Annotated in this window: 22 protein-coding genes; 10 read left to right on the top strand and 12 right to left on the bottom strand. The window is 62.9% G+C overall.

The window, feature by feature from the left end; all coding sequences use genetic code 11:
* Positions 1 to 71 precede the first annotated feature (71 nt).
* From FF80_RS02495 to FF80_RS02480, 4 genes are read right to left on the bottom strand one after another with little or no spacing between them, the layout of a single operon-like run.
* Positions 72 to 662 (bottom strand): ABC-type transport auxiliary lipoprotein family protein, encoded by a 591-nt coding sequence (locus FF80_RS02495; protein ID WP_081917191.1) that lies wholly within the window; start codon positions 660 to 662, stop codon positions 72 to 74.
* 9 nt (positions 663 to 671) lie between these two features.
* Entirely contained in the window at positions 672 to 1,985 is a 1,314-nt protein-coding gene (locus FF80_RS02490; RefSeq protein ID WP_035097303.1) for an MlaD family protein, read from the bottom strand.
* Positions 1,986 to 1,989: 4 nt separating this feature from the next.
* A complete protein-coding gene (locus FF80_RS02485) occupies positions 1,990 to 2,760 on the bottom strand; it encodes an ATP-binding cassette domain-containing protein (RefSeq protein ID WP_035097302.1) in 771 nt (256 codons plus the stop codon).
* 3 nt (positions 2,761 to 2,763) lie between these two features.
* Positions 2,764 to 3,888 carry an ABC transporter permease gene (locus FF80_RS02480; protein WP_035097301.1) on the bottom strand — a complete coding sequence of 375 codons (1,125 nt, stop codon included), beginning with the start codon at positions 3,886 to 3,888 and terminating at the stop codon, positions 2,764 to 2,766.
* Positions 3,889 to 4,200: 312 nt separating this feature from the next.
* On the opposite strand from FF80_RS02480, the gene uxuA reads away from it, so the two are divergent.
* Positions 4,201 to 5,379 (top strand): mannonate dehydratase, encoded by a 1,179-nt coding sequence (uxuA, locus tag FF80_RS02475; RefSeq protein WP_035097299.1) that lies wholly within the window; start codon positions 4,201 to 4,203, stop codon positions 5,377 to 5,379.
* Positions 5,380 to 5,617: 238 nt separating this feature from the next.
* On the opposite strand, the gene FF80_RS02470 is transcribed toward uxuA, so the two are convergent.
* The 5 genes from FF80_RS02470 to FF80_RS02450 all read right to left on the bottom strand — a co-directional run bounded on the left by FF80_RS02470 (position 5,618) and on the right by FF80_RS02450 (position 11,500).
* Complete coding sequence (locus FF80_RS02470; protein WP_035097298.1) at positions 5,618 to 6,469, bottom strand: ABC transporter ATP-binding protein; 852 nt, start codon at positions 6,467 to 6,469, stop codon at positions 5,618 to 5,620.
* On the bottom strand, positions 6,466 to 7,500 hold the full coding sequence (locus FF80_RS02465; protein ID WP_052153092.1) for an ABC transporter ATP-binding protein: 1,035 nt from the start codon (positions 7,498 to 7,500) through the stop codon (positions 6,466 to 6,468). The genes FF80_RS02470 and FF80_RS02465 overlap by 4 nt, the downstream gene beginning before the upstream one ends.
* A 1-nt stretch (position 7,501) precedes the next feature.
* The gene (locus FF80_RS02460) at positions 7,502 to 8,359 is read right to left on the bottom strand and encodes an ABC transporter permease (RefSeq protein WP_035097297.1); all 858 of its coding nucleotides are present in this window, start codon (positions 8,357 to 8,359) and stop codon (positions 7,502 to 7,504) included.
* A gap of 5 nt (positions 8,360 to 8,364) precedes the next feature.
* The gene (locus FF80_RS02455) at positions 8,365 to 9,369 is read right to left on the bottom strand and encodes an ABC transporter permease (RefSeq protein ID WP_035097296.1); all 1,005 of its coding nucleotides are present in this window, start codon (positions 9,367 to 9,369) and stop codon (positions 8,365 to 8,367) included.
* A gap of 241 nt (positions 9,370 to 9,610) precedes the next feature.
* Entirely contained in the window at positions 9,611 to 11,500 is a 1,890-nt protein-coding gene (locus FF80_RS02450) for an ABC transporter substrate-binding protein (protein ID WP_035097295.1), read from the bottom strand.
* 334 nt (positions 11,501 to 11,834) lie between these two features.
* Between FF80_RS02450 and FF80_RS02445 the strand changes: the two genes are divergently transcribed.
* Positions 11,835 to 13,439: a beta-xylosidase gene (locus tag FF80_RS02445; protein ID WP_035097293.1), complete on the top strand. Its 1,605-nt coding sequence runs from the start codon at positions 11,835 to 11,837 to the stop codon at positions 13,437 to 13,439.
* Between the two features lie 75 nt (positions 13,440 to 13,514).
* Here FF80_RS02445 and FF80_RS02440 read toward each other — a convergent pair whose 3' ends face one another.
* Positions 13,515 to 14,174: a GntR family transcriptional regulator gene (locus FF80_RS02440; RefSeq protein WP_035097292.1), complete on the bottom strand. Its 660-nt coding sequence runs from the start codon at positions 14,172 to 14,174 to the stop codon at positions 13,515 to 13,517.
* 27 nt (positions 14,175 to 14,201) lie between these two features.
* The gene (locus FF80_RS02435) at positions 14,202 to 15,215 is read right to left on the bottom strand and encodes a Gfo/Idh/MocA family oxidoreductase (RefSeq protein ID WP_035097291.1); all 1,014 of its coding nucleotides are present in this window, start codon (positions 15,213 to 15,215) and stop codon (positions 14,202 to 14,204) included.
* A gap of 181 nt (positions 15,216 to 15,396) precedes the next feature.
* On the opposite strand from FF80_RS02435, the gene FF80_RS02430 reads away from it, so the two are divergent.
* From FF80_RS02430 to FF80_RS02420, 3 genes are read left to right on the top strand one after another with little or no spacing between them, the layout of a single operon-like run.
* On the top strand, positions 15,397 to 17,091 hold the full coding sequence (locus FF80_RS02430) for an IlvD/Edd family dehydratase (protein WP_035097290.1): 1,695 nt from the start codon (positions 15,397 to 15,399) through the stop codon (positions 17,089 to 17,091).
* The gene (locus tag FF80_RS02425; RefSeq protein WP_035097289.1) at positions 17,088 to 17,945 is read left to right on the top strand and encodes an amidohydrolase family protein; all 858 of its coding nucleotides are present in this window, start codon (positions 17,088 to 17,090) and stop codon (positions 17,943 to 17,945) included. Before FF80_RS02430 ends, FF80_RS02425 begins: the two co-directional genes overlap by 4 nt.
* A gap of 19 nt (positions 17,946 to 17,964) precedes the next feature.
* Positions 17,965 to 18,750, top strand: coding sequence for an SDR family oxidoreductase (locus FF80_RS02420; protein ID WP_035097288.1), 786 nt, complete (start codon positions 17,965 to 17,967; stop codon positions 18,748 to 18,750).
* 56 nt (positions 18,751 to 18,806) lie between these two features.
* On the opposite strand, the gene FF80_RS02415 is transcribed toward FF80_RS02420, so the two are convergent.
* Positions 18,807 to 19,163 (bottom strand): hypothetical protein, encoded by a 357-nt coding sequence (locus FF80_RS02415; RefSeq protein WP_035097287.1) that lies wholly within the window; start codon positions 19,161 to 19,163, stop codon positions 18,807 to 18,809.
* Positions 19,164 to 19,657: 494 nt separating this feature from the next.
* Between FF80_RS02415 and FF80_RS02410 the strand changes: the two genes are divergently transcribed.
* From FF80_RS02410 to FF80_RS02390, 5 genes are all read left to right on the top strand, one after another.
* Complete coding sequence (locus FF80_RS02410; RefSeq protein ID WP_035097286.1) at positions 19,658 to 20,329, top strand: response regulator transcription factor; 672 nt, start codon at positions 19,658 to 19,660, stop codon at positions 20,327 to 20,329.
* Positions 20,326 to 21,720, top strand: a complete 1,395-nt coding sequence (locus FF80_RS02405; protein WP_035097285.1) for a HAMP domain-containing sensor histidine kinase — start codon at positions 20,326 to 20,328, stop codon at positions 21,718 to 21,720. Before FF80_RS02410 ends, FF80_RS02405 begins: the two co-directional genes overlap by 4 nt.
* Before the next feature lie 111 nt (positions 21,721 to 21,831).
* Positions 21,832 to 22,476, top strand: coding sequence for an outer membrane beta-barrel protein (locus FF80_RS02400; RefSeq protein WP_160172779.1), 645 nt, complete (start codon positions 21,832 to 21,834; stop codon positions 22,474 to 22,476).
* A 197-nt stretch (positions 22,477 to 22,673) separates the two neighbouring features.
* Positions 22,674 to 23,387 carry an AzlC family ABC transporter permease gene (locus tag FF80_RS02395; protein ID WP_244445691.1) on the top strand — a complete coding sequence of 238 codons (714 nt, stop codon included), beginning with the start codon at positions 22,674 to 22,676 and terminating at the stop codon, positions 23,385 to 23,387.
* Positions 23,384 to 23,683 (top strand): AzlD family protein, encoded by a 300-nt coding sequence (locus FF80_RS02390; protein WP_035097282.1) that lies wholly within the window; start codon positions 23,384 to 23,386, stop codon positions 23,681 to 23,683. Before FF80_RS02395 ends, FF80_RS02390 begins: the two co-directional genes overlap by 4 nt.
* Positions 23,684 to 23,711: the final 28 nt, after the last annotated feature.

Raw genomic sequence — 23,711 nt, 5'->3', positions numbered from 1 at the left:
CGAGTTCCAGTGGGACCCGCAGTGGCATGCGATGGCTATGCTGGCCGCGAGAAAATGACGCTAGCGCGACCTCACGCGTTGCGGGCGGTCCAGACCAATATCTGGCTCATCACATCGGCCAGCGCGCCATCGAGCGCGGCGATGGCGGCGACGGCAGGGGTGACCACGCCGGGGCGGGTAGCGGTGAAGACCTGGCTGGCGAAGATGGCGCCGCGCTGTTCATCGACCAGCTTGGCATTGATCGTGACGGTGGCGAGGCCTCCTTTGCCGACATCGATCTCGAAGGCGCGCAATTCGGTCGCCAATGTCACGTCGACGCGCAACTGATCGTCGGGCCTGCCGATATTGGGGAAGTTGCTGGCTTCGAAGGTCTGCAACAGGCGGGTCTGCACCAGCCGGGGCAAGGTATCGGAGAGCTGGGCTTCGGGCAGGTAGCTCAGCACATTGCCCGCGTCGCGAATGACGATGCGCTGGGAATCATAGGTCTGTACCGTCTTGGGCAGGGTGATGACCACGACGCGCGAGGAGCGGCGGCGCGTGTTAAGCCCGTCGACACTGCCCAGATCATAGGTGATCGGGGCGCGTACGCCAAAGCAGCCGGCCAGTCCCAGGGCGAGGATAGAGGCCCCTCCGGCCATGAATGAACGACGCGCCAGGCTCATCGGGGGACCTTATTGCTTGGTATAGTCACGAACTGTTTCTCCCCCAAAGATGAGTCCCTGCGGATTGTTTTCAAGGTTCCGCACCACCCGGTCAAGCCGCTGCAGCGTGCCGCGGGCATCCACGGCAAGCGCTGTGTACTCGGACAACCCGCGCGAGGTGAAATCGTTCAATCCCGAGGCGATGCGCGAAGTGCTGGCATTGAGCTGGTCGGCCAGGGCGCGCACGGATTGGGCCGCCTCCGCGATATCGTTGAACAGGCCCTGCCCTTCTGCGCTCGATACCGAAGAATCGACCTGGGCCAGGATGGAATCCACTTTTTCGACCGAGCGCGTCAGCTGGTCGGTCACCGACGTCACATTGGCCACGATGATATCGACATTGTCCGTATTCTTGCCGAGCGTGGCAGCGAACTTGTCCACATTGTCCATCACGCGGCCGACAATGGTGGGGTCGATTTCGGCGGCAACCTGATCGATCACCGCAACGGCGCTGTGCAGGCCCTCGGTCAATTGGGTGAGATTGTCCGACAGCACCGCGGTGGTGGCGAAGAATTTGTCGATCTGGTCGGAATTGCGCGCCAGGCTATCGGAGAAGATGGTGACGTCGGCCACCACCTTGGCGACATCCTCGGGCGGCACGGCATCGACCAGGGCACTCACCTTGGCCGAAAGTTCCCCGATCTGCTCGGCCATCGGGCCGATCTGCTGGCCGGCTTCGGAAATACTGGCGAGGGCGCTCTGCACGCCATCGGAATTCACGGCGAGGGCCGAGCTGAAGCTCTCGATATTGGCGAGGGTCGTGTTGATCTTGTCGTCATTGGCATCGAGCAGGGAATTGATGCGGCTGACGGCTGTGGAGGCGCCGTTGACCGTGGAGGAAAGGCCATCGATGATCGATTGGAAATCGGAGACCTCGGCGTAAAGCGTAGGCACGTCGTGCCCTGGCCCGATCGGCGGATCGCCTGCCGCAATGGTGCCGCCGCTCAGCTGCACCGAGCCGCCGCCGGTCAGCCCCTGAAAGCCGGTCACGACCTTGGTATCGGCGTGGACGGGGACGGTAGCGTCCACCTCGACCCGGGCGACGACGCGGTTGGAATCCTGGGGGTCGAGCTGGACCGTATTGACCTGGCCGATGCGGATGCCGTTGAAGGTCACGTCCGTGCCGCGGGCAATGCCGCTGACGGTACCGGTGAAGACGATATCATAGGGTTTGAGCGCGATATTGGCGGCGGGGGCTGCAAACCAGTAGACGAAGGCAAAGAGCGCGGCGAAAACTGCGGCTGCCAGCACCCCGACCAATGCATAATTTGCGTTGTTTTCCATAGGGCTAACCTTCAAGGCCGTGGGCGCGCGGCCCGTGGAAATAGTCGCGAAGCCAGGGATGCGTGCTTGCCCGCATTTCGGCCATTGTACCTGCCAGCAGCAATTTGCCATCCGCCAATGCCACGATCCGGTCACAGGCCGTGGCCAGACTGTCCAGATCGTGGGTTACCATAAGCACTGTCAGATCGAGCGTGTCACGCAGCGTGACAATAAGTTCATCGAACTTGCCCGCCCCGATGGGGTCGAGCCCGGCCGTGGGCTCGTCGAGAAACAGAATTTGCGGATCGAGCGCCAGGGCGCGCGCCAAAGCGGCGCGCTTGATCATGCCGCCCGACAATTCGGACGGGTAAAGCTGGGCCGCCTTGGCCGGCAGGCCGACCAGATCGAGCTTGAGCCGGGCGATGTCGCTGCGCAGGCCAGAGGACAGATGCAAGTGCTCGCGCATGGGAAATTCGATGTTCTCCAGCACGCTCAGGGACGAAAACAATGCGCCCTGCTGGAACAGGATGCCCCATTTTCGCTGGGTGGCGACGCGTTCCTCGCGGTCCAGCTCGGCATAGTTGCGGCCCAGAATCCGGATCTCGCCCGTGCTGGGGAGCAACCGCACAATGGCGCGCATGGTGACGGACTTGCCCGAACCGGACGGCCCGATCAGCCCCAGGATTTCGCCGCGCTGGGCCTCAAAATTCATGCCGTTGATGATCTGGCGGCCATCGATCTCGACCTTGAGATCATGCACGCTGAGTACGGGCGGATTTTCGGAAGTCCCGGTCATGCGCTAGACCCCGATCGCCGCGAAGAAGACGGCAAACAGGCCATCGGCGACGATGACGATGAAGATCGATTTGACCACCGAGGAGGTGGTACGGCGCCCCAGGGATTCGGAGGAACCCTCGACCTTGAGGCCTTCGATGGAAGCGATCAGGCCCACCAGGAACGCCATGACCGGCGCCTTGATCATGCCCACGACCACGCTCTGGATGCTCATGGCACCCTGCAGGCGGCCGATAAAGGTGTCGAAGGGGATATCGCCATAGACCCTGGCAACGATGGCCGCCCCGACCAGGCCCGACATGGAGCCCACAAAAGCCAGCAGCGGCAATCCAGCCACCAAAGCCACGATACGCGGCAGCAGGAGGGCCTGATAGGGATCGACGCCCATGACCTGGAGGGCGTCGAATTCCTCGCGCATGCGCATGGCGCCGACTTCGGCCGTGATGGCCGAGCCTGAGCGGCCCGCCACCATGATGGCGGCAAGCAATACACCGATTTCGCGGAACATCAGGATGGCGGCCAGATCGACCACCAATATCACCGCGCCGAAATTGCGCAATTGCAGGATGGTCTGCTGGGTGATGATGGCGCCGACAACCAGCGAGATCAGCGCCACGATGGGAATGGCGCGCAGCACGATCTGTTCGAACTGGTTGACGAAGCTGGGAAACCGCAGCGGCGCCTGGAACGTCATGGTGCGGGCAAAGGCGGTGATGATGCGGCCCTGCACGACATTGGCGTTGAAAATATCCTGCCCGGCCCCGACGATGGCGCGGCCGAGTTGATCGAACGGCAGCACCAGGAAATTGGGATGCTTGGGCGGCTCGACCTGTTCCTGCGGGGTTTCGCCGATGCGCTCGAGCAGTTGGCGATGCTGTTCGGTGCCGCCGACGAGTTCGACGCGGGCATCACCCAGGCGCTGGCGGAAATCGGTCAGCAGCCAGGCACCGACCGTATCGAGCCGGCTGATGCCGTCGAGATCGACGCGAATACCGGACTCGGAACCGGGCAGCGACAGGCCGGCCAGTTCACGTTCCAATGATTGGGCAGTGGCTGAAGTCCAGTCCCCGGAACAGCGGATCAGCGATCCACTTGCAGCGCTGGTTTCAATACTGGTCTGCCGTTCCATTATGCCTTTACCGACGCACCAGAAACGGCTGCCTTGCTAATTATATGTCGCAAAACCGCTATTTCGCTAGTCTTGAAGGGGAAAGCGCACTGCCTTTTGCCCGGACTGACGCAGAACTGCCACGTCTAGCTTGCGCCAAGCTGACAGGAAATATCTGAATGCCCAAGACGGTGGTCCGCAAATGGCTGGCCAAGGCCGGCGCTCGAAAATTCAGCAATATCGGGATCATAGGCGGGCAAAGGGCCCGATTATCCTTGGCGGCGCCCGGTCCTGCCGCTAACATGTTAGCGTATTTTTATACGGGAGGAATGCGTGCTGCAGTCTTGGCGGTGGTTTGGACCCAATGATCCGGTGACGCTCGATCAGGTGCGGCAGGCGGGGGCGAGTGGAATCGTTACGGCGCTGCACCACATTTATGACGGTCGCGCCTGGACGCCTGCCGATATTGCCGAACGCAAGACGGCGATCGAGGCCGCGGGCCTGATCTGGTCGGTCTGCGAATCGATCCCGGTGCATACTTCGATCAAGCTGCGCCGGGGGCCGCACCGGGAATTCATCGACAATTGGAAGGTGAGTCTCGCCAATCTGGGCCGCGCCGGGGTGCCCGTGGTTTGCTACAATTTCATGCCGGTGGTGGATTGGACGCGTACCGATCTGCGCTATGCCATGCCGACGACGGGGCTGGCGCTGCGCTTCGACATGGTCGAATTCGTTGCCTATGATGCCTTCGTGCTCAAGCGCGCGGGTGCGGAGGGCGATTATGCGCCTGAACTGCTCGCGGCCGCACAGAGCAAGCTGGCCGGGATGAGCGAGAGCGCCATCGCGACGCTCGAGACCAATATCATTGCCGGCCTGCCGGGCGGCGAGGACAGCTATGACCGCGAGGGCATTCGCCGGCGGATCGCCGAGTTCGACGATGTCAGCGCCGATGACATGCGCTCAAACCTGGTGGAATTCCTGCGTGAAGTCGTGCCGGTGGCAGAAGAAGAAGGCGTGCGGCTGGGCATTCACCCCGATGATCCGCCGTTTTCGCTGTTTGGCCTGCCACGCGTGGTCTCGACGGCGCAGGATATGCGCTCGGTGCTGGGTGCGGTGGACAGCATAGCCAATGGCCTGTCATTCTGCGCGGGATCGCTGGGTTCGCGGGTCGATAATAATGTGGTGGGCATGGCGCGCGAATTCGCCCACAGGATCAATTTCGTGCATCTGCGCAATGTCAGCGTCGAGCCGGACCGCTCGTTCAACGAGGCCGAGCATCTGGGCGGCGACGTCAACATGGTTGACATGATCAGCATCCTGCGGGCCGAAGAGCGGCGGCGTGTGGCGAGCGGGCGAAGTGACAGCGTCATCCCGATGCGGCCCGACCACGGGCATTTGCTGGCCGATGACATCCACAAGAAAACCAATCCTGGCTATTCGCTGATCGGCCGCCTCAAGGGCCTGGCGGAACTGCGCGGGATTATTGCGGCAGTGGATCAGTTGCAGGGGTGAGGGCGCCTGCGCCGAAGTCGCACTATCCCTTGGCGACGACTATCACTAATCGATGTACTCCATCGTCCCCTCGCCCCTCAGGGGAGAGGGCCAGGGTGAGGGGTGCGATGCTGGGACATTTGAGCTGTTGCAGCATCGCACCCCTCACCCGACGGCTTCGCCGTCGACCTCTCCCCTGAGGGGCGAGGTGATCCCGGTTATGCGAGCAGTCATTCGCTCGACCGGAGGATATCGGGACTTACGCCCCCTCCACCAATGCCCTTCTCTGCCGGATCGCTGCCGCTGCCGCCTTGGGGTCGGGTGGTAGAACTGCGTTTTTGAGCGCGATGGAATAGGGGTGGGTGGGATTGTCCAGCACCGCCCTCGCGCCGCCGCTTTCGATGACCACGCCTTTCTGCATGATGATGACGCGGTCGGAGATGTAATAGGCCGTCGCCAGATCGTGCGTGATGTAAATGATCGAGACTTTGAGCTCGTCGCGCAGGCTGCGGAAGAGGTTGACGATGGACATGCGCAGGCTTGCGTCGACCATCGAGACGGGTTCGTCGGCCACGATCAGCTTGGGAGACGGGATCAGGGCGCGGGCGACGGCCACGCGCTGGAGTTGGCCGCCCGAGAGTTCGTGCGAGAAGCGGCCCTTGAGTTCGGCGAGGGACAGGCCGACGCGTTGCAGGGCTTCGTCGGCCTTGGCTTCCTGCTGGATGCGCGTATCGGCGCCGGTGAAGCGGCGGGCGGTGGCGTAGAGATAGGTATCGACATGAGTGAGCGGATTGAACGCCTCGAAGGGGTTCTGGAACACCGGCTGCACCCGCGTCATGAAAGCCTCGCGCTGGGCGCGGGTGCGGATGGTGCCGATATCGGTGCCGTCGAACACCAGGCGCCCACCATCGGGCACTTCATTGCCCAGGATCATCTTGGCCATGGTGGATTTGCCGCTGCCGGATTCGCCCACAATGGCGAAGATTTCCGGCGTGTCGCTGGCCAGCGAGAAGCTGACATCGTTGACGGCGGTGATGGACTGGTGGGAGAAGAGCCCTCCTACCCCATAACGCTTGGTGACGTGATCGAGTTCGAGCAGATTCTGGCTCATTGCATCGATACCTCCCCGGCCCGGAAACAGGCGACGCGGCCGCCGGTGGCGCTAGGCAGCATTTGCGGCACCTCTTTTGAGCAGCGCTCGATGGCGATGGGACAGCGCGGATGGAAGCGGCAGCCCGATGGTGGGTTGGCAAGGCTGGGCGGTTTGCCGGCCAGGCTCTTGCGGGTCGAGACATCGCCGATGCGCGGCAGGCTCGCGATCAAATGGGCGGTATAGGGATGCTGCGGCCTGTCGAACAGGGCCTGGGTGGGCCCCTCCTCCGCCAGGCGCCCGGCATACATAATGGCGAGGCGATCGGTGATAGCGGCGTGGACGGACATGTCGTGGGTGACGAACACCACCGATGAGCCCAGCCGCCCCTGCACTTCCTTGATCAGGCCCAGCACGTCCTGCTGCACCAGCACATCCAGCGCGGTGGTGGGCTCGTCGGCAATGATGAATTCGGGTTCGCAGACGGTGGCCAGGGCGATGGTGACGCGCTGGCGCATGCCGCCGGACAGCTGGTGCGGAAAGGCTTCGAGCACGCTGGCGTCCAGCCCCAGCCGATCGAGATGGCTTTCGACGCGCCGGCGGAACGCAGTCGCATCCAGCCCCATATGGCGATAAGCGAAATTGTTGAAGGCGTGCTTGATGCGGCGCACCGGGTTCAGCACGCTCATCGAGCCCTGCATGATGTAGCTCAGATGCTGCCAGCGCGCGGCCTGCATCTTGGCGGGCTCGCCATAAACATCGATATGCTTGCCGCCGAAATCGAATTTTACCGATCCTTCGACCACGCGCATGGGCGGGCGGATGGCGCCGGCCAAGGTCTTGATCAGCGAGGTCTTGCCCGAGGAGGATTCCCCGGCAATGCCATAGACCTCGTTGCGGCGGACCGTGAGATCGATGCCATCGACGGCGCGGACCTCGCGGCGCACGCCGAAATGCTCGTTGATATAATAGGCCTTGAGGTCCTTGATGGTGAGGACATCGACGGGCGCGGTCGTGGCGGGGCGTTCGGGGGCGAGTGTGGCGTTCATCATCTCAGGCTCCCATGCGCGCGAGGCGGCTGCGGGGGTCGATATATTCGTTGACGGACATGGCGAGCAGGAACAGGCCGAGGAACAGGATGACCACGAAGATCATCGGCACCGCGATCCACCACCAGATGCCGGCGACCATGGCCGAGTGGGCATTGGCCCAATAGATCATGCCGCCAATGGTGGGGCGGTTGATGTCGGAAAAGCCCAGGATGGACAGCGTGACCTCGAGGCCAATGGCCCAGATGAGGTTGTTCATGGTGGTGAAGAACACGATCGGCATGACATAGGGCAGGTGTTCGCGGAACAGGATCTGGCCGGTACGCATGCCGGAAAAGGCGGCGTGGCGGGTGAATTCGCGGGTGCGCAGGGAAAGCGCCACCGAGCGGATCAGGCGGCTATCGTGGGTCCAGCCCAGCAGCGCGGCGGTCAGCGCCAGCACCGGCCAGGTCATCTGGTCGCGCAGCACGAAGACCAGCAGCAGCAGGATGGGGATATTGGGCAAGGCGCCCAGCGTGTCGTTGACCGCCATGATGATCTGGTCGGTGCGGCCCCCGATATAGCCCGAGACGAGGCCCACGACGATGGCGATGACGCGGCTGATGGCAGCCACGACGACGCCGAACATCAGCGTATTGCGCATGGAGATGGAGAGTTGCCAGAAAATCTCCTGCCCGCGCGAATTGGTGCCCAGCCAATGTTCGGCCGAGGGCGGCATGTCGGGGATCACCACATAGATGTCGTTTTCGCCATAGGGGGCAAAAAACGAGCAGGCGATCAGCGCGAGAATGATCAGGATCAGCAGGGTTCCCAAGAGGAACTCGCGATTGTAGCGCAGCAGGTCGAACAGGACTTTGAACATGAGCGCTATCCCAGTTTCACGCGGGGGTCGATCAGGGGGTAGAGAATGTCGATGAGGAACACGGCGGCGGCCACGGCGATGATGGAAATGGTGGTCACCCCCAGCACCAGGCTGTAATCGCCGGCATAAATGCCCGCGACCATCAGTTTGCCGATGCCGGGATAGTTGAAGATGAACTCGACGATGACGGCGCCGCCGAACACATTGCCCAGGCTGAGCGCGAGGCCCGTGATCTGGGGCAGCATGGCGTTGCGGGCGACATATTGGGAAAAGATGGTGCGCGAGGGCACGCCGCCCAATTCGGCATAGACCACATAATCATCGGTGACGATGTTGGAGACCAGCGAGCGCATGGCGATAAACCAGCCGCCCATGCCCACCAGCACCAGGGTCAGCGCCGGCAGGGTGCCGTGGGTGATGACGGACTGGATATAGGTCCAGGTCATGGCCGGGTCGAGATTGAGCTGGGCGCCGCCGCTGATGGGCAGGATGGGCCAGAGGAAGCCGAAGACGATGACCAGGGTCAGGCCCGTGATGTAGGTGGGGATGGGCTGCATGGCCATGACCAGCACGCCCACCACTTTCATGGCGCGGTTATTGCGGAAATAGCCGGCAATGGCGCCAAGCGTGTTCCCAAGTACCCAGGAGATGATGGTAGCCAGTGTCAGCAGGCCCACGGTCCAGGGCAGAGCGCGGCTGATAATGGTCATGACCGGGGTGGGGAAGGCCGACAGCGACGGGCCGAAATCGCCCCGGATCACGCGGCCCCAGAAAGTCAGGTATTGCTCCAGCAACGAGCCATCGGTGCCGTACAGCTCGCGCAGGGACTGGCGCAGGATTTCCACGCTCCGCGGATCGGTCGAGCCGAAATTGGTCAACAGCGATACGGTCTGCTCGATCGGATCGACCGGCGAGAAATGGGCGATCAGAAAGGCCAGGGTGACGCCGGTGACGACGACAAAGATGAACTGTCCGAAACGCTTGGCGACGTAAGTGAGATAGCCGTTCATATCCGTTTGCGCCCAATAGTGTTCGACATGCGGTACTCCATCGTCTTGCGCCTTGTGGCTTGCCACCCAGCGCGCCAAAAACGCGATGCAGTCCCCTCCCCCTTGAGGGAAGGGCTAGGGTGGGGTGCTGCGGTCCCAACATGCTCGATGCCGTTGGAGGGTTCAGCACCCCCACCTCAATCCCTCCCCTCAAGGGGGAGGGAGGCAGATCGGGGCTCTCGAAGTATGGCCGCCCCCGCCCTTACTTGGGCGCATCCGGATTGGCCTTGAGGCTGACCACCATGTAGCGCAGGTTCGACCAGAACGGGCCCGAGGCCGCATAGGGATTTGCGGCGGAGGGGTAGTTGGTCCAATAGGTCGTGTCGAACGGGGCAAACTTGTTGTAGGCCATCAGCGGGATCATCGGCATTTCCTCGACGGCGAGCTTGAGGAAATCGATGCCAAGGGCGGTTACTTCCTGCGAGTCGAAGGCCAGCGAACGGTTCTTGTCGATGATCTCGTCGAGGCGCGGATCCTCCCAGCGCTGCAGATTGCGCGGCGGCTGGATTTCGCCCAGCGGCTTGATGAAATCGGACCGGTAGCTGTCGAGGAAGAAGCTGAGATCGGGGTGACCGCCCCAGGTTTCGACTGTCCAGAAGATGGCGGTTTCAAAGTCTCCGGTGCCCATGCGCTGGCCATGGGTGGGGCCGGCGACATCGACCGTGGCCTTGATGCCGGCCTGGCTCCATTGCTGGGCAATCACCGTGCCGGCACGCGCCAGCGTGGGGATGGCGTCGCCCTCGACCTGGACGCGAATTTCGAACGGGGTGCCGTCGGGCTTGAGCCATTGGTTGCCGTTTTTGGTAAAGCCGGCCTTCTGCAGCAATTCGGTTGCCGCCTGCACGTCCTGCTTCCACCAGCCGAAGCCGAACATGCGCTGCAACTGGGCTTCGTCAGTCGGAATATCGGGCCATTGGCCGCGCACCATATTGGCCAGCTGGCCGGCCAGGCCCGGATCATAGGGCTTGATGGTACGCGCGCCGGTGTCGAGCTCGAAATTGGCCAGCCAATCCTGCATGGGCACGAAATAGTCGTCAGGAGCCGAGCCGGTCGGCGGCACGGCGAGCGCCGAAAGATTAGCCGCGCCACGATAGGAGCCGAGCGCTACCGCCCGGATGTCGATGAGCAGAGTCAGCGCCCAGCGCACGTCCTTGTTGTTGAAGGGCTCCTTCTGCAGGTTGAACAGCACCGAGGGCAGGGTCGGATCGGGGTGGGCAAAGGGGAAACCGGGCAGCCAGGCGGCCGTGCTCGGGGCATCGCGCATGATCGAGAACATGCCTTCGGGGGCGATGTCGTTGATGACATCGAGATTGTGATTGCGCTGGGCGATCACACGGGCTTCGGGATTGCCCGAAGCGGCGTAGACCACATATTTGACCTCGGGCTGGCCCCAGTCCATGCCGATCGAGGTGCGTTGCCAGTCGTCACGCAGTTTCCAGATCGCCCAATTGCCGGCCTTGTCGTAATTGTGCAGCACATAGGCGCTGAGCGAGATCGGTGGATTGTTGTTGAAGGCCAGCGGGTCCTCAACCTTTTCGAAGACATGCTTGGGCATGATCCAGGCGGCATTCCAGCGCACGGTAAAGAGCGTGTGGAAGCGCGAGTTCGGCGCCTTGAGCTTGAAGATCACCGTATTGCGGTCGGGCTGCTCCATACTGGCCACATTGATGGAGAATGGCGCGCTCCAGCCCATGCCGGGATGATCGATCTGGGTCTGGACCGTGTAGACCAGGTCATCGGCGGTGAATTCGACGCCGTCGCTCCAGAAAATGCCCTCGCGCAGCTTCACCGTCATTTCAGTGAAGTCGTCATTATAGATGGGCGGCTCGGCGGCCAGCGCATTCTGCCAGGCGTCCGGCCCGCCTTCGGGATTGATGAACCACAAAGTGTCGGTGGTCAGTTGCTGCAGGCCATTGGTGTTGGAGCCGCCGCCGGGCGCCCAGATATTGAACCAATCCGCATTCTGCGCCGTCGGCCCCTGTATGATCAGCGCCTCGTTGCGGGGAATGCCGGCAATGAAATCCTGCGCCAATGCCGGCAGCGCCAGCATGGACGCGACCGCCGCAATGGCGATTTTCTTGAACAAGCTCATAGGTATCCTCCCTAAGCGCGTTTGACGCGATGAATTCCCGTGATCGTCGAGGCACCCAGCCTCATCGCTCCGTCCGTCCGCGCCGCGCCCCGAAAGACACTGAACCTCTCCTCGCGGATTTCGTCGTTGCGGCATCTTTATCGACAATTTTTGTGCACACCACAACCGCTAGTTTCAATAATTCGATATTTTGCGCGGATTTTTGCGCGATCGCATCTGGACTAACGATAATCCGCGCATCTTATTATTGACAAAGCGGCTGGCTGACTTAGTTTGCCTGCACCATAACCTGCCCCCAGCGCAGCCCTGCGCGCCCGCCTCCTGAGGAAGACCGATGAGCCAGAATATCGATGTCACGACGAGTGTTCGCGCCGACCGCCCGACGGGGGTATACAAGCCGCTATGGGCCTGGTTCGGCTATGACGAACCCAATTACACCTATAGCAAGCACGGCAAGAAGCTGCTGGCCGAGCTGACCGAGCTCAGCCCGGTCTCTCCCCATATCCGCACGCATAATCTGCTGACCTCGGGCGATGGCGTGCCGGCGCTCAAATGGGGCTCGACCAATGCCTATACCGAAGATGCCAATGGCAACCCGGTCTATGACTGGACCATCATGGACCAGATTTTCGACGCCTATGCCGAGGCGGGCAATACCCCGCTGGTGCAGATCGGGTTCACCCCCGAGGCACTGTCGGACGATACCGGCCCCTATCAGCACAGCTGGGAGCCGGCGAACAAATATGCCACCATTCTCACCGGCTGGGCCGCGCCGCCGAATGATCTGAAAAAATGGGGCGCGCTGATCGAGGCCTGGGCGCAGCATCTGGCCGATCGCTATGGCAAGGAGAAAGTCAGCACCTGGCCGTGGGAAGTCTGGAACGAACCGGACGGGCATTACTGGACCGGCACCATCCCCGAATTCTGCGCCATGTATGATGTGAGCGCACGGGCGGTGAAGAAGGTGCTGCCCGATGCGCGGGTCGGTGGACCGCATACATGCGGGGCATTTTCCAATCCCAAGGCGCAGACCTTTTTGCGGGCCTTCCTCAAGCATGTGGTGGACAATAATTCCCCCATCGACTTCATCGCCTTCCACGCCAAGGGCAATCCCGTGATCTGGCAGGATCATGTGCGGATGGGGCTGCACAAGCATCTGCGCGATATCGAAGCGAACCTGGCCATCATCAACGAATTCCCTTCGCTGACGCATTTGCCGGTGATCATCGGGGAATCCGATCCCGAAGGATGCGCTGCCTGTTCGGCCCGGGTGCATCCGCAGAACGGCTATCGCAATGGCCCGCTCTATGGCGTCTATGTCGTCGAAAGCATGCTGCGCACCTATGAGCTCAGCCGGCGCGCCAATATCGAGATCGAGGGCGCGGTGACCTGGGCCTTCATGTTCGATGACCAGCCCTGGTTCGACGGCTTCCGGGACCTGGCCACCAATGGCGTAGACAAGGCGGTGCTCAACGGCTTCCGCATGCTGGGCATGCTCGGCGGCGAATGGCTGGAAACCGCCAGCACGCACCGCCGTGACATCGCCGAGATCATGCAGCATGGCGTGCGCGACGAGCCCGACGTCAATATCGTCGCCACCCGCGACGACAAGGGCGTGAGCGTGCTGGTCTGGCATTATCATGATGACGATACGGCCGGGCCGGATGCCGAGGTATCGATTGCCATCGAAGGCTGGGGCGGCAAGCCCGCCAGCCTCAAGCACTTCCGGATGGACGAGACCCATTCCAACGCCTTCGGCGTATGGAAGGCGATGGGCAAGCCCGAAAATCCGCAAGGCGCCGATTACGCCAGGCTCGAAGCGGCCGGCAAGCTGGCCCAGATCGAGGACCAGGCCAGCGTTGCCGTCGAGAACGGCAAAATCGAACTCCGCACTACCCTCCCCCGGCAAGGCGTCTCCCTGCTTCGCCTCGACTGGTAATGCGGCAAAGAGCGCGCCCTTCCTCCCGGGCGCGCTCGTTTTGTTTTGGGGGTGAGACGGGGATCGGAGTACCCCCTACCCCACCCGATCCAGATACCGCGCCTTGCTCGGCTGCAGGTGATCCACGCACAATTGCGCCAGCACCCAATTATCCGTCCCCTTGAGCATGTCGATCATCAACCGGTGATGCTCATGCGACACCCGCAGCGACGCCGTATTGGCCATGGAATTGGCCCGTACCGGCAGGCTGAGGCGCATGTAGAGTTCGATGGATTGCACCAGATGGCTATTGCCGCAAGCGCCAAACAGCGTCAGGTGGAAACGGTCATTGGTTTCGTGCACGCCACGCAGGAAGCCGGCTTCGATATGGCGGCCGTGTTCTTCGTGAATGGCGTTGAGTTCGGCGATGAGGCTGTCGGGGGCCGGCAGGGGAATCCACAGCGCGGCCTGGCGCTGCAGCAATTCGCGGACGGCGTAGATTTCCTTGACCTGCCCGGCGGTCAGCGAGCGGACCGTAGCGCCGCGGTTGCGCTCGCGCACCACGATGCCCATGGATTCCAGCTGCACCAGCGCCTGGCGGGCGAAATGGCGGGTGACGGCGAAACGCGCCAGCAGCATATCCTCGGTGAGCCGCGTGCCGGGCGCGAGGCGACCGAAGATGATGTCTTCCTCCAGTGCCCGGGCGATGGAGAGGTCGTCGTGCTCGGTGGTGGCGGTTTCGGTCAAGCTATCCAAAGGCTGCTCCTGGATTACGGCACCAGTCTATCGCGGTTCTTGCTCCGGGTCGAATTGTGCCAGCGCATAAATGGCTTCGACCAGGCGCAGGGTTTCCATATTGTCGGCCGGGGCAGTTTCGAACGGTTTTCCGCTATCGAGGCAATCGAGAAAATGGCCGATCGCAGCGTCATAGGAGCCCTGATAGACCATGTCGGCGTCGAACTGTTCAACCTGCGGCTGCGCGCCACGGGCGGCAAGCTGATTGCCGTCAAGTTCGATCGTGCCGCTTGCGCCGAAAATACGCAGGTGATCGCGCGGTGCAGGCGGCGCGCCGTGGACGGCCAGGTTTCCGGTAATGTGAACCAGCACACCATCGCTACGGCGGCGCAGGGTGATCGCGGCGACATCCTCGGCCACGATATCGGCATTGCTGCGCTCGAGCCGGGCGGCGACGACGTCCATTTCGCCGAGCAGGAAACGCAGCGTATCCAGGTGATGGATCAGCACTTCCATGACCAGCAGCCGCTGTTGAGTGCGAAAGAAGGGCTGGCGCACCAGTGCCGGCCGCTGGCCATCCGGCCCGGCGATCATGCCGCTGGACAAGAATTCGAGGCTGGCCTGACGGATGTCACCGATCACGCCGGCATCGAGCCATTCCCGCAGGCGGCGATACCACGCACGGAAGCGCCAATTTTCGTGCACCATCAGCGTCGTGCCGATAACATCGGCAACCAGCGCCTTGGCCGAGGCGAAGTCGGTGGCCAGCGGCTTCTGGCAGATGATGGCCACCTTCGCCCGCGCAGCAAGGCGCACCAGTTCGGCATGAGTCTCGCGCGGCGCACAGATATCGACAATGTCGAGATCTTCCTGCGCCAGCATGGTGGCGGCGTCGCCATAGATGGCGGGGATACCAAAAGCCTCGGCGCGCGCCTGTGCAGCAACTCCGAACGGATCGGCTATGGCGACAATTTCGACCTGCGCGCTGCGTTTCTGCCAGGCTGGCAGGTGATAGGCGCTGACCCATCCCGCACCGATCACGCCCACTCGTCGCTTCTGCATATACCTGCACCCTCATACTGATTTATCAATAATAATGAAAGGCATCCGCGGAAGGAAGCGAGAAATTTCGGCTATCTAGCGTGATTGTCGTTTTAGCGCAGCGCTTCTTTATTGACAATCCTCGTGGAGCCACTAGCTTACCGGGCATGCGGCGAACCAGTAGCCGGAACGGGAGTATCGCGTGTCAAACGGCCTTCGTCGGAAATTGACCAGCTATGGCGACCAGGGCTTTTCCCTGTTCCTGCGCAAGGCCTTCATCAAGGCCATGGGCTATTCCGATGACGCGCTGGACCGCCCCATTGTGGGCATTGCCAATACCTATTCCGACTATAATCCGTGCCACGGCAATGTGCCGCAATTGATCGAGGCAGCCAAGCGCGGGGTCATGCTGGGCGGGGCGCTGCCCATGGTCTTTCCCACCATTTCCATCCACGAGAGCTTTGCCTCGCCCACCTCGATGTATCTGCGCAATCTGATGGCGATGGAAACCGAGGAGATGATCCGCGCCCAGCCCATGGATAGCGTCATCCTGATCGGGGGTTGCGACAAGACCCTGCCCGCGCAGATCATGGCTGCCGCCAGCAGCGAAATTCCCGCCGTGTTCCTGCCGACCGGCCCGATGGCGACCGGCCACCACAAGGGCGAACGGCTGGGCGCCTGCACCGATTGCCGCCGCTTCTGGGGGCGATTCCGGGCCGGGGAGATCGACGAGGCCGAAATCAGCGAGGTCAATAATCGGCTGGTGAGTTCGGTGGGCACCTGCACGGTGATGGGCACGGCCAGTACCATGGCCAATCTGACCGAGGTGATGGGTCTGTGCCTGCCGCGCGCCGGCTCTGCCCCGGCGACCGAGGCAGAACGCGTGCGCCTGTCGGAAGCCACCGGCAGCCTTGCCGCCAAGCTCGCCACCGAGGGCGGGCCGACCGTCAAGGACCTTCTGACACCAGCAGCGATCCGCAATGGGCTGGTGGCTTTGCAGGCCATGGGTGGCTCGACCAATGCAGTGGTGCATCTGGCCGCCATTTGCGGCCGGCTGGGCATTCCGCTGGATATCGCGCTGCTGGACGAATTGGGCCACCGCGTGCCGCTGCTGGTCGATTTGCAGCCTTCCGGCCAGCATTATATGGAGCAATTCCACAAGGCCGGTGGCGTGCCCGCCCTGCTCAAGGAAATCCGGGGCGAGCTCGACCTGAGCGCGCCGACCATCCATGGCGCCAGCATTGGCGAGATGATCGATGCCGTGGTGGATGAGCCGGGCCAGACCATTATCCGCAGTGTCGCCGCCCCGCTCAAGCCGATCGGCACGCTGGCCGTGCTCAAGGGCAATCTGGCGCCGCGCGGGGCGATCATCAAGCAATCGGCCGCCTCCAAGGCACTGATGCAGCATACCGGCCGCGCCGTGGTGTTCGAGAGCGTCGAGGACCTGTCCAATCGGATCGACAGCGACGACCTCGATGTGGCGGCCGACGATGTGCTGGTGCTGCGCAATGCCGGGCCCAAAGGGGCGCCGGGCATGCCGGAGGCGGGCTATCTGCCCATTCCGCGCAAGCTGGCGCGTCAGGGCGTTAAGGACATGGTGCGGATTTCCGACGCCCGGATGAGCGGCACGGCCTTTGGCACGGTGATCCTGCATATTTCCCCCGAAGCTGCCGCCGGCGGGCCGCTGGCCATCGTGCAGACCGGGGACCGCATCACGCTGGACGTGCCCGCACGCACACTCAATCTCGATATCCCGGCCGCCGAATTCGAGCGGCGCTTGGCGGCGCTACCGCCACCGGCGGAGACGGCACGGCGCGGCTATGACCGGCTTTATCATGAGCATGTGATGCAGGCCGATGAGGGCGCCGATTTCGATTTCCTGCAGGCCAAGCGGTGAGCCAGACCGAAGCGCCGCTCTGCCTGCCGCCCAGGCCGCTCGGTGCCCTGCCCCGCCTGCCCGAGGGCGCCTGCGATAGCCACTTCCACGTATTCGATGCCGGCGCGCCGCTGGCGTTCCCGCGCAGCTACACGCCGCAGATTCTGACCATTGCCGATTGGCAGTTCTATGCCGAGGCGGCGGGCATTGCGCGCGGCGTGCTGGTGCAGCCCAGCGTCTATGGGTTCGACAATAGCGTCATGCTGCGCGCGATTGCCAGCGATCCGCAGCGCCTGCGCGGCATTGCGGTGGTGGCACCGGATATTTCCACCCGGGCCTTGCACGAGCTGGATGCGGGCGGCGTGCGCGGCATCCGCATCAATACCCGCAACAAGGCGGGAGTGGCGCTGGACGCAGTGGGCCAGTTGCTCGGCAAGGTCGCCCCGCTGGGCTGGTCGGTGCAGTTTCAGCTGCGGGCCGAGCAATTGGCCGATGTGGCCGCGCTGGAGCATGGCGAGACGCCGCTGGTGCTGGACCATCTGGCCTTTATCCGCTTTGGCGAATCCGATACCGGCGCACGGCTGGACGCGCTGCGGCGCCTGCTCGACCGGCCCAATATCTACACCAAGATTTCGGCGCCCTACCGGCTGACGGCCAGCGCCGATTATGCCGATGCGGGCGCGGCCATCACCGCATTGGCGGCATCGCATCCCCATCGCCTGCTCTGGGGCAGCGATTGGCCGCATACTGAATTGTGGGACAAGATGCCCGAGGACGGCGATTTGCTTTCGGCGTACGAAACATGGCTCCCTGGCCCGCAAGTGCGGCGGCAGGTCTTCGTCGATACGCCCTTGTCGCTGTTTTTCGGTCGCTGACCGCGAGGAGATTTGACTGATGAAACTTGGACTGGAAGGCAAACGCGCGCTGGTATTGGGCGCCAGCAAGGGGCTGGGCGCGGCGATTGCGCTGGGCCTGGCCAATGAAGGCGCGCAGGTGATCGGCGCCGCGCGCAGCGTGGATCTGGTCACAGCGCTGGACGGTCAGGTCGACAAGAGCCTCAATGGCTCGATCACCGGCCGCAAGCTCGATCTGGCGGACGGGCAATCGGTTTCAGCGCTCAGCGAGGCGCTGGCCGCCGAGGGCGGCGTCGATATCATCATCAACAATTCGGGCGGACCGGCGCCGGGCGAAGCCGCCAATGTGCCGCTTTCGGCCTGGAATGCCGGGTTCGAATCCATGGTGGCCAATATCATCGCGCTCAATCAGGCGCTGCTGCCGGCCATGGCCGCGCGCGGCTGGGGGCGCATCGTGACCCTCACATCGTCGGGCGTCGAAGCGCCCATCGCCCGGCTGGCGATTTCCAATGCCTTGCGGCAGGCATTGGTGGGGTGGTCCAAGACGCTGGCGAGCGAGGTCGCTGCGTCCGGGATCACTGTCAATGTGGTGGTACAGGGCCGCATCCATACCGACCGCGTCGATGAACTCGACGCGGCTGCGGCAAAACGGCAGAATATGGAGATCGACGCGGTGCGCCGGGCTTCCATCGCGACCATTCCAGCGGGCCGTTATGGACGCCCGGAGGAACTGGCCGATGCGGTGGTTTTTCTGGTCAGCGAGCGGGCCGGTTATATAACCGGCTCACGCATCAGGATCGATGGCGGAATGATCCGCTCGATCTAGCAGAGGGCTCGGGGGCAGATGGCGCAATCGCCGGGCCGCCCCCAGTGCCTCAAGGCTTAGCTGCTGCTCGACAGCGTTTCGGGGGTGCCGAATTCGCCGCGGCCATAGGATTCGCCGGTGCCGGTGCCATTGTTCAGCGACTGGCCGTTCGGACGAACCGGCTGGAAGGTGTCCTTGTCGAAGAACTGCGTCGTCGTGGTGCCATCGGCGGCAGTGACGGTGGCGCGGATCGCCTGGCCCCAGGCTTCAAGCTCGGTCGCTTCGATGCCGCGTTCGGCAAGGGTGCGCTCGATGTTGAACTTGGAATGGCCGAACAGGTCATCACTGGTGGTGAGGCTGGCGGCATTGGCCATGCCCGGCAGGGCGAAGGCGGCAGCGGCGGTAGCAAGAATGGCAAAAGTAATGGTTTTCATTTGGGGTCTTCCTTTCTCGAAGGTGACGCCAAGCTAGGACCGCAAGATTGCCCGAACCTTGCGGCCAGCGGCAAAGTGAAATCTTTTCACCGGCACCAAGTTATTGATTATAAAATGCTATTTCTAGCATGAACGCATTGTAATGAATGCGCCCCGCAAGCCTTTGCACATTGCTGCCACAATCGAATCCGGCAGGCGGCCGGTGGCGCGCCTGCGGATGGGGATGGGCTGCAGGCAACTGCCGAACTGGCTGGCGAGGACAAAAGAAATAGGGTGTCGCTGGCCCGCCCACGCAGAACATGTCCGGCACAAACCGGTGGCAAGGCACAGCAACGTGCCGGTTGTGGGCCGGCAATCTTGCGTCAACATTGCGCGGCCCATGGAAGCGTGAAATGCATGAGCGGACGGCAAAATGTGCAGCCTGGCGCTGTAAGGTTGCGGCAAGGCTTATCGCGGACAATTCAGAGTAATAATGCCCGGGGAGGCAGGTCTGCATGCGACTATTGCTGGTGGAAGATGAGCCCGATATGGCGGCTCTACTGCGCAGCGCGCTGGAAAAACATGACTTCGTAACCGATATCGCGCCCTCGATCGAAGTCGCCATTGAGGCGATCGAAACCATCAGCCATGACCTGGTGGTGCTGGATCGCCAATTGGGTGATGGCGACGGCGCCTCGCTGATCGCCTATCTGCGCAAGAGACGCCCCAATGTGCCCATCGTGATCCTCTCCGCCCGCGGCTCCGCCAATGACCGGGTGGAAGGGCTCAATCTGGGCGCCGACGATTATCTGCCCAAGCCCTTCGTGGTCAGCGAGTTGGTGGCGCGTTTGCGCGCCGTGCTGCGCCGGCCCAGCCAGGTGACCTCCAAGCCGCTGAGCCTGGGCAACCTGGCATTTGACCTGAACCAGGGCGAGGTGTTTGTTGCTGGTGAACGGCTCGACCTGCCGCGGCGCGAATATCTGGTGCTCGAGAGCCTGATGCGCCGGGCCGGACGGACCGTGCGGCGCAACCTGCTCGAAGAAGAAGTCTATGGCTCGGACGATGAAATCCAGTCCAATTCCCTCGAGGCTCACATCTCGCGGCTGCGCCGCAAGCTGGCGGATGCCGGTGCCTCGGTCATCATCCATCCCGTGCGCGGGGTCGGCTATTTGTTGAAACTGACGTGAAACGACTGAGCCCCAATTCGCTTGCCCGCAAACTCACCCAGCAGATGATCCGGGTGCAGTTGCTGACGCTTGTGCTGTTTTTTGGTCTGGGGGTATTTCCCACGGTCATTGCCCCCGTCGTCGATTATCTGGGCGATGCACAGCCCCTCGATCCCCGGGCGACCATGGCCTTTGCCCATAGCCTGGTGGATGTGGAGGGCGACCAGATCAATTACGTGGCCTCGCCCGATCTCGAGTCCCTGCGCAGGGACTATCCCAATCTGTGGTTTTACGTGCGCAACCAGTCCGGCGCCTGGGCCGCTGTCGGGGACGTCCCCCAAATGTACCAGGACATCGAAGACCAGCTCTGGCTGCTGGAATCGGTCGAGGTGCGCACCACGGATCCCAGCTATGGTTCGCTCCTGGTGCGAACCGAGCAATCCCCGGTCGGGACGGTCCGCGTCATGACCGGAGGCGGCCCGACCCTGGGCGTTGCCGGTATCATCAAGCGGATTTCGGGACTGCTGGCGATTGCCATGGTGGCTCTGCTGGGCCTGGCCAGCGCCATCACCATTCCCATCATCGTCCGGCGCGAAATGCGCGGCCTCAAGGGCGCCGCCGACCAGGCCGAGCTGATCGACATCGATGCAAGGGGCACCAGGCTTTCCACCGAAAGCCTGCCCGACGAAGTGCAGCCGCTGGTCAAGGCGGTCAATGACGGGCTGGCGCGGCTCGATGATTCCTATGCCAAGCGCGAACGCTTCCTCGCCGATTCCGCCCATGAATTGCGCACCCCCATCGCCATCCTGCAGACGCGCATCGAAATGGCCGAGCCCTTCCCTGAAAAGGGTCAATTGCTGGTCGATGCGGCGCGGCTGGCCAGCATGGCCGGGCAATTGCTCGATCTGCAGCGCATGGATCTGGGCAGCACCAATTTCGAGGATATGGACCTGGGCGATCTGGCGACCAATGTAGTGGGCGATCTGGCCCCGCTGGCCATTGCGGCGGGCTACGAACTCTCGCTCAATGCGCCTGACGATCCGGTGATGGTGCATGGCGACAGCAGCAGCCTGAGCCGGGCATTGACCAATATTATCCAGAACGCCATCGCTTATGGCGGCAAGCACGGCGAGATCGTTGTCGAGGTCGGGCGCGACGGCACGGTTGCGGTCAGCGACGAGGGCCCCGGCATTCCCGCCAGCGAGCGCGACCGGGTGTTCGAGCCCTTCTATCGCGTCAAGCCATCGTCACACGGCGCGGGATTGGGCCTCAACCTGGTGGAGGCCATTGTGCGGCGCCATCACGGCTATATCACCATTGCCGACGCGCCCTCCGGCGGGGCCAGCGTCATCGTCACGCTGCCACTGTTGCGAGCCGCTGCAACAAAAAAGGAATTGGAGCCGGCACTGTAAGGCCCACGCAATCTTGGGCGGTCAATCTGGCATCAGCACAGCGGACAAGCGCCTCATGCCGAGGCGAACCAAACCGCCGCTGCGCAGCGATTTCTCAGGAGTATGACCCAAGTGTCCCTTCGCACCCTTACCCTCGCCGCCCTGCTGAGCGGCACTGCCGTCGTCGCATCGGTTTCCGCCACCCAGGCTGCCGATCTCTATACCCCGGCGCCCGCCCAGATCGCCTATCCCGATGCGGGCCTGGCCGTTGCAACCGACACCTGGACCGGCTTTTATGCTGGTGCCCATGCCGGTATGATCAGCGCCGATGAGTTCGACAACAGCAGCTTCTCGGGCGGCGTGCAGGCCGGCTATCTGCAGCAGTTCGACCAGTTCGTGGTCGGCGGCGAAGTGTCCGGCACGCTCAGCGATGAGCTGCGCTACGAACTCACCCCCGATGCCGGCCTGACGCAGAACTGGTCGCTGGCCGCCAAGGGCCGCGCCGGTGTGGCGCTGGGCAGCACCCTGATCTACGGCACCGCCGGCGTTTCGCTGGCTGAGCTGGAGCCCTCGGGCACCACCACTTCGGGCACCGACACCTATGCCGGCGCCGTGTTCGGCGCAGGCGTCGAGCAGGATCTGGGCAACAATATCAGCGTGCGCGCCGAATATCTGCAGACCCGCTATTTCGACGTGGACAGCACCGTCGCCGGCGTGGGCCGCACCGACGATCTGACCAACCATGCCTTCACTCTCGGCGTGAACTACCGCTTCTAAAATAACGGCCGCGCTGCATTGCGGCCGCTCCTCGTGCATTGACCTCCATCGGCACGACACGGAAAATCGGGGCTTCGGCTCCGATTTTTTCGTTTTTCACACCCCAATCGCCCGAACTGCATTACAAGAGCCGCCTTTGGGGCAACCGCCCGGCCGGGCAGGAGACTATCATGAGCGCGATGGAAGGCGAGGCGAGCATGCAGCAAGCCCCCATTCAGTCCGAACTCTGGCGCGGCATCAAGGGCTGCATTCCGGTCCTGCTCGGCATTGTTCCCTATGCTCTGGTGCTGGGCGCGCAGGCTGCGCAGAAGGGTCTGAGCGTCATCGAAGTGCCGTTGATGACGGGGCTGAACTTTGCCGGCGGCTCGGAATTTGCCGCCATCCAGCTCTGGACTTCGCCCCCGCATATCATGCTGATCGTGGCCATTACCTTCCTGGTCAATAGCCGGCATCTGCTGATGGGCGCGGCCATTGCGCCCTTCCTGCGGCACCTGCCCAAGCGCAAGGCATTGCCGGCGCTATTCGCCATGACCGACGAAAGCTGGGCGCTGGGCCTCAGCGATGCCAAGGCCCGCACCGAGCAGGGGATGCAGCCGGCATTCAGCCTGCCCTATTACCTGGGCACCGCGCTGGTCTTCTATGTCGCCTGGGTCGGCTTCACCACGCTGGGCGCGGCTTTAGGCCCGGTGCTGGGCGATGTGGAAGCCTATGGCTTCGACATGGCATTTCCGGCCGTGTTCCTCGTGCTGATGGCCGGCATGTGGAAGGGCTTTGCTGCCGCCCGGCCGTGGCTGGTGAGCCTGGTGGTCGCGGCGCTCACCTATCTCTTCGTACCTGGCGCCTGGTATGTGGCGGCAGGCGCCGTGTCCGGCCTGATCGCAGCCTATGTGCTGGCAGGAGACGATGCATGATCGATCCCCTGACCGTCCTCACCATCGTGCTGATGGCCTCTGCCACCTATTGCACAAGGATCATCGGCTATCTGGTGCTGCGCAATCGCACGCTCAGCCCGCGTGCCACGGCTCTGATGGAAGCCGCGCCCGGCTGCGTGCTGATTTCGGTGATCGCGCCGCATTTCGTCGCCAACAATCCTGCCGATCTGGTCGCCATTGCCATCACCCTGCTGGCGGCTACGCGCCTGTCCATGCTGCCAACGGTGATGGTTGCCGTCGCCGCCACGGGGCTGTTGCGGCATTTTATTGGCTAGAAAAATTCCGTCACAAACCGGCTTGCCA

Source organism: Devosia sp. LC5 (assembly GCF_000735585.1).
GTDB lineage: Bacteria > Pseudomonadota > Alphaproteobacteria > Rhizobiales > Devosiaceae > Devosia.
This window is presented reverse-complemented; position numbering and strand designations above follow the sequence as displayed.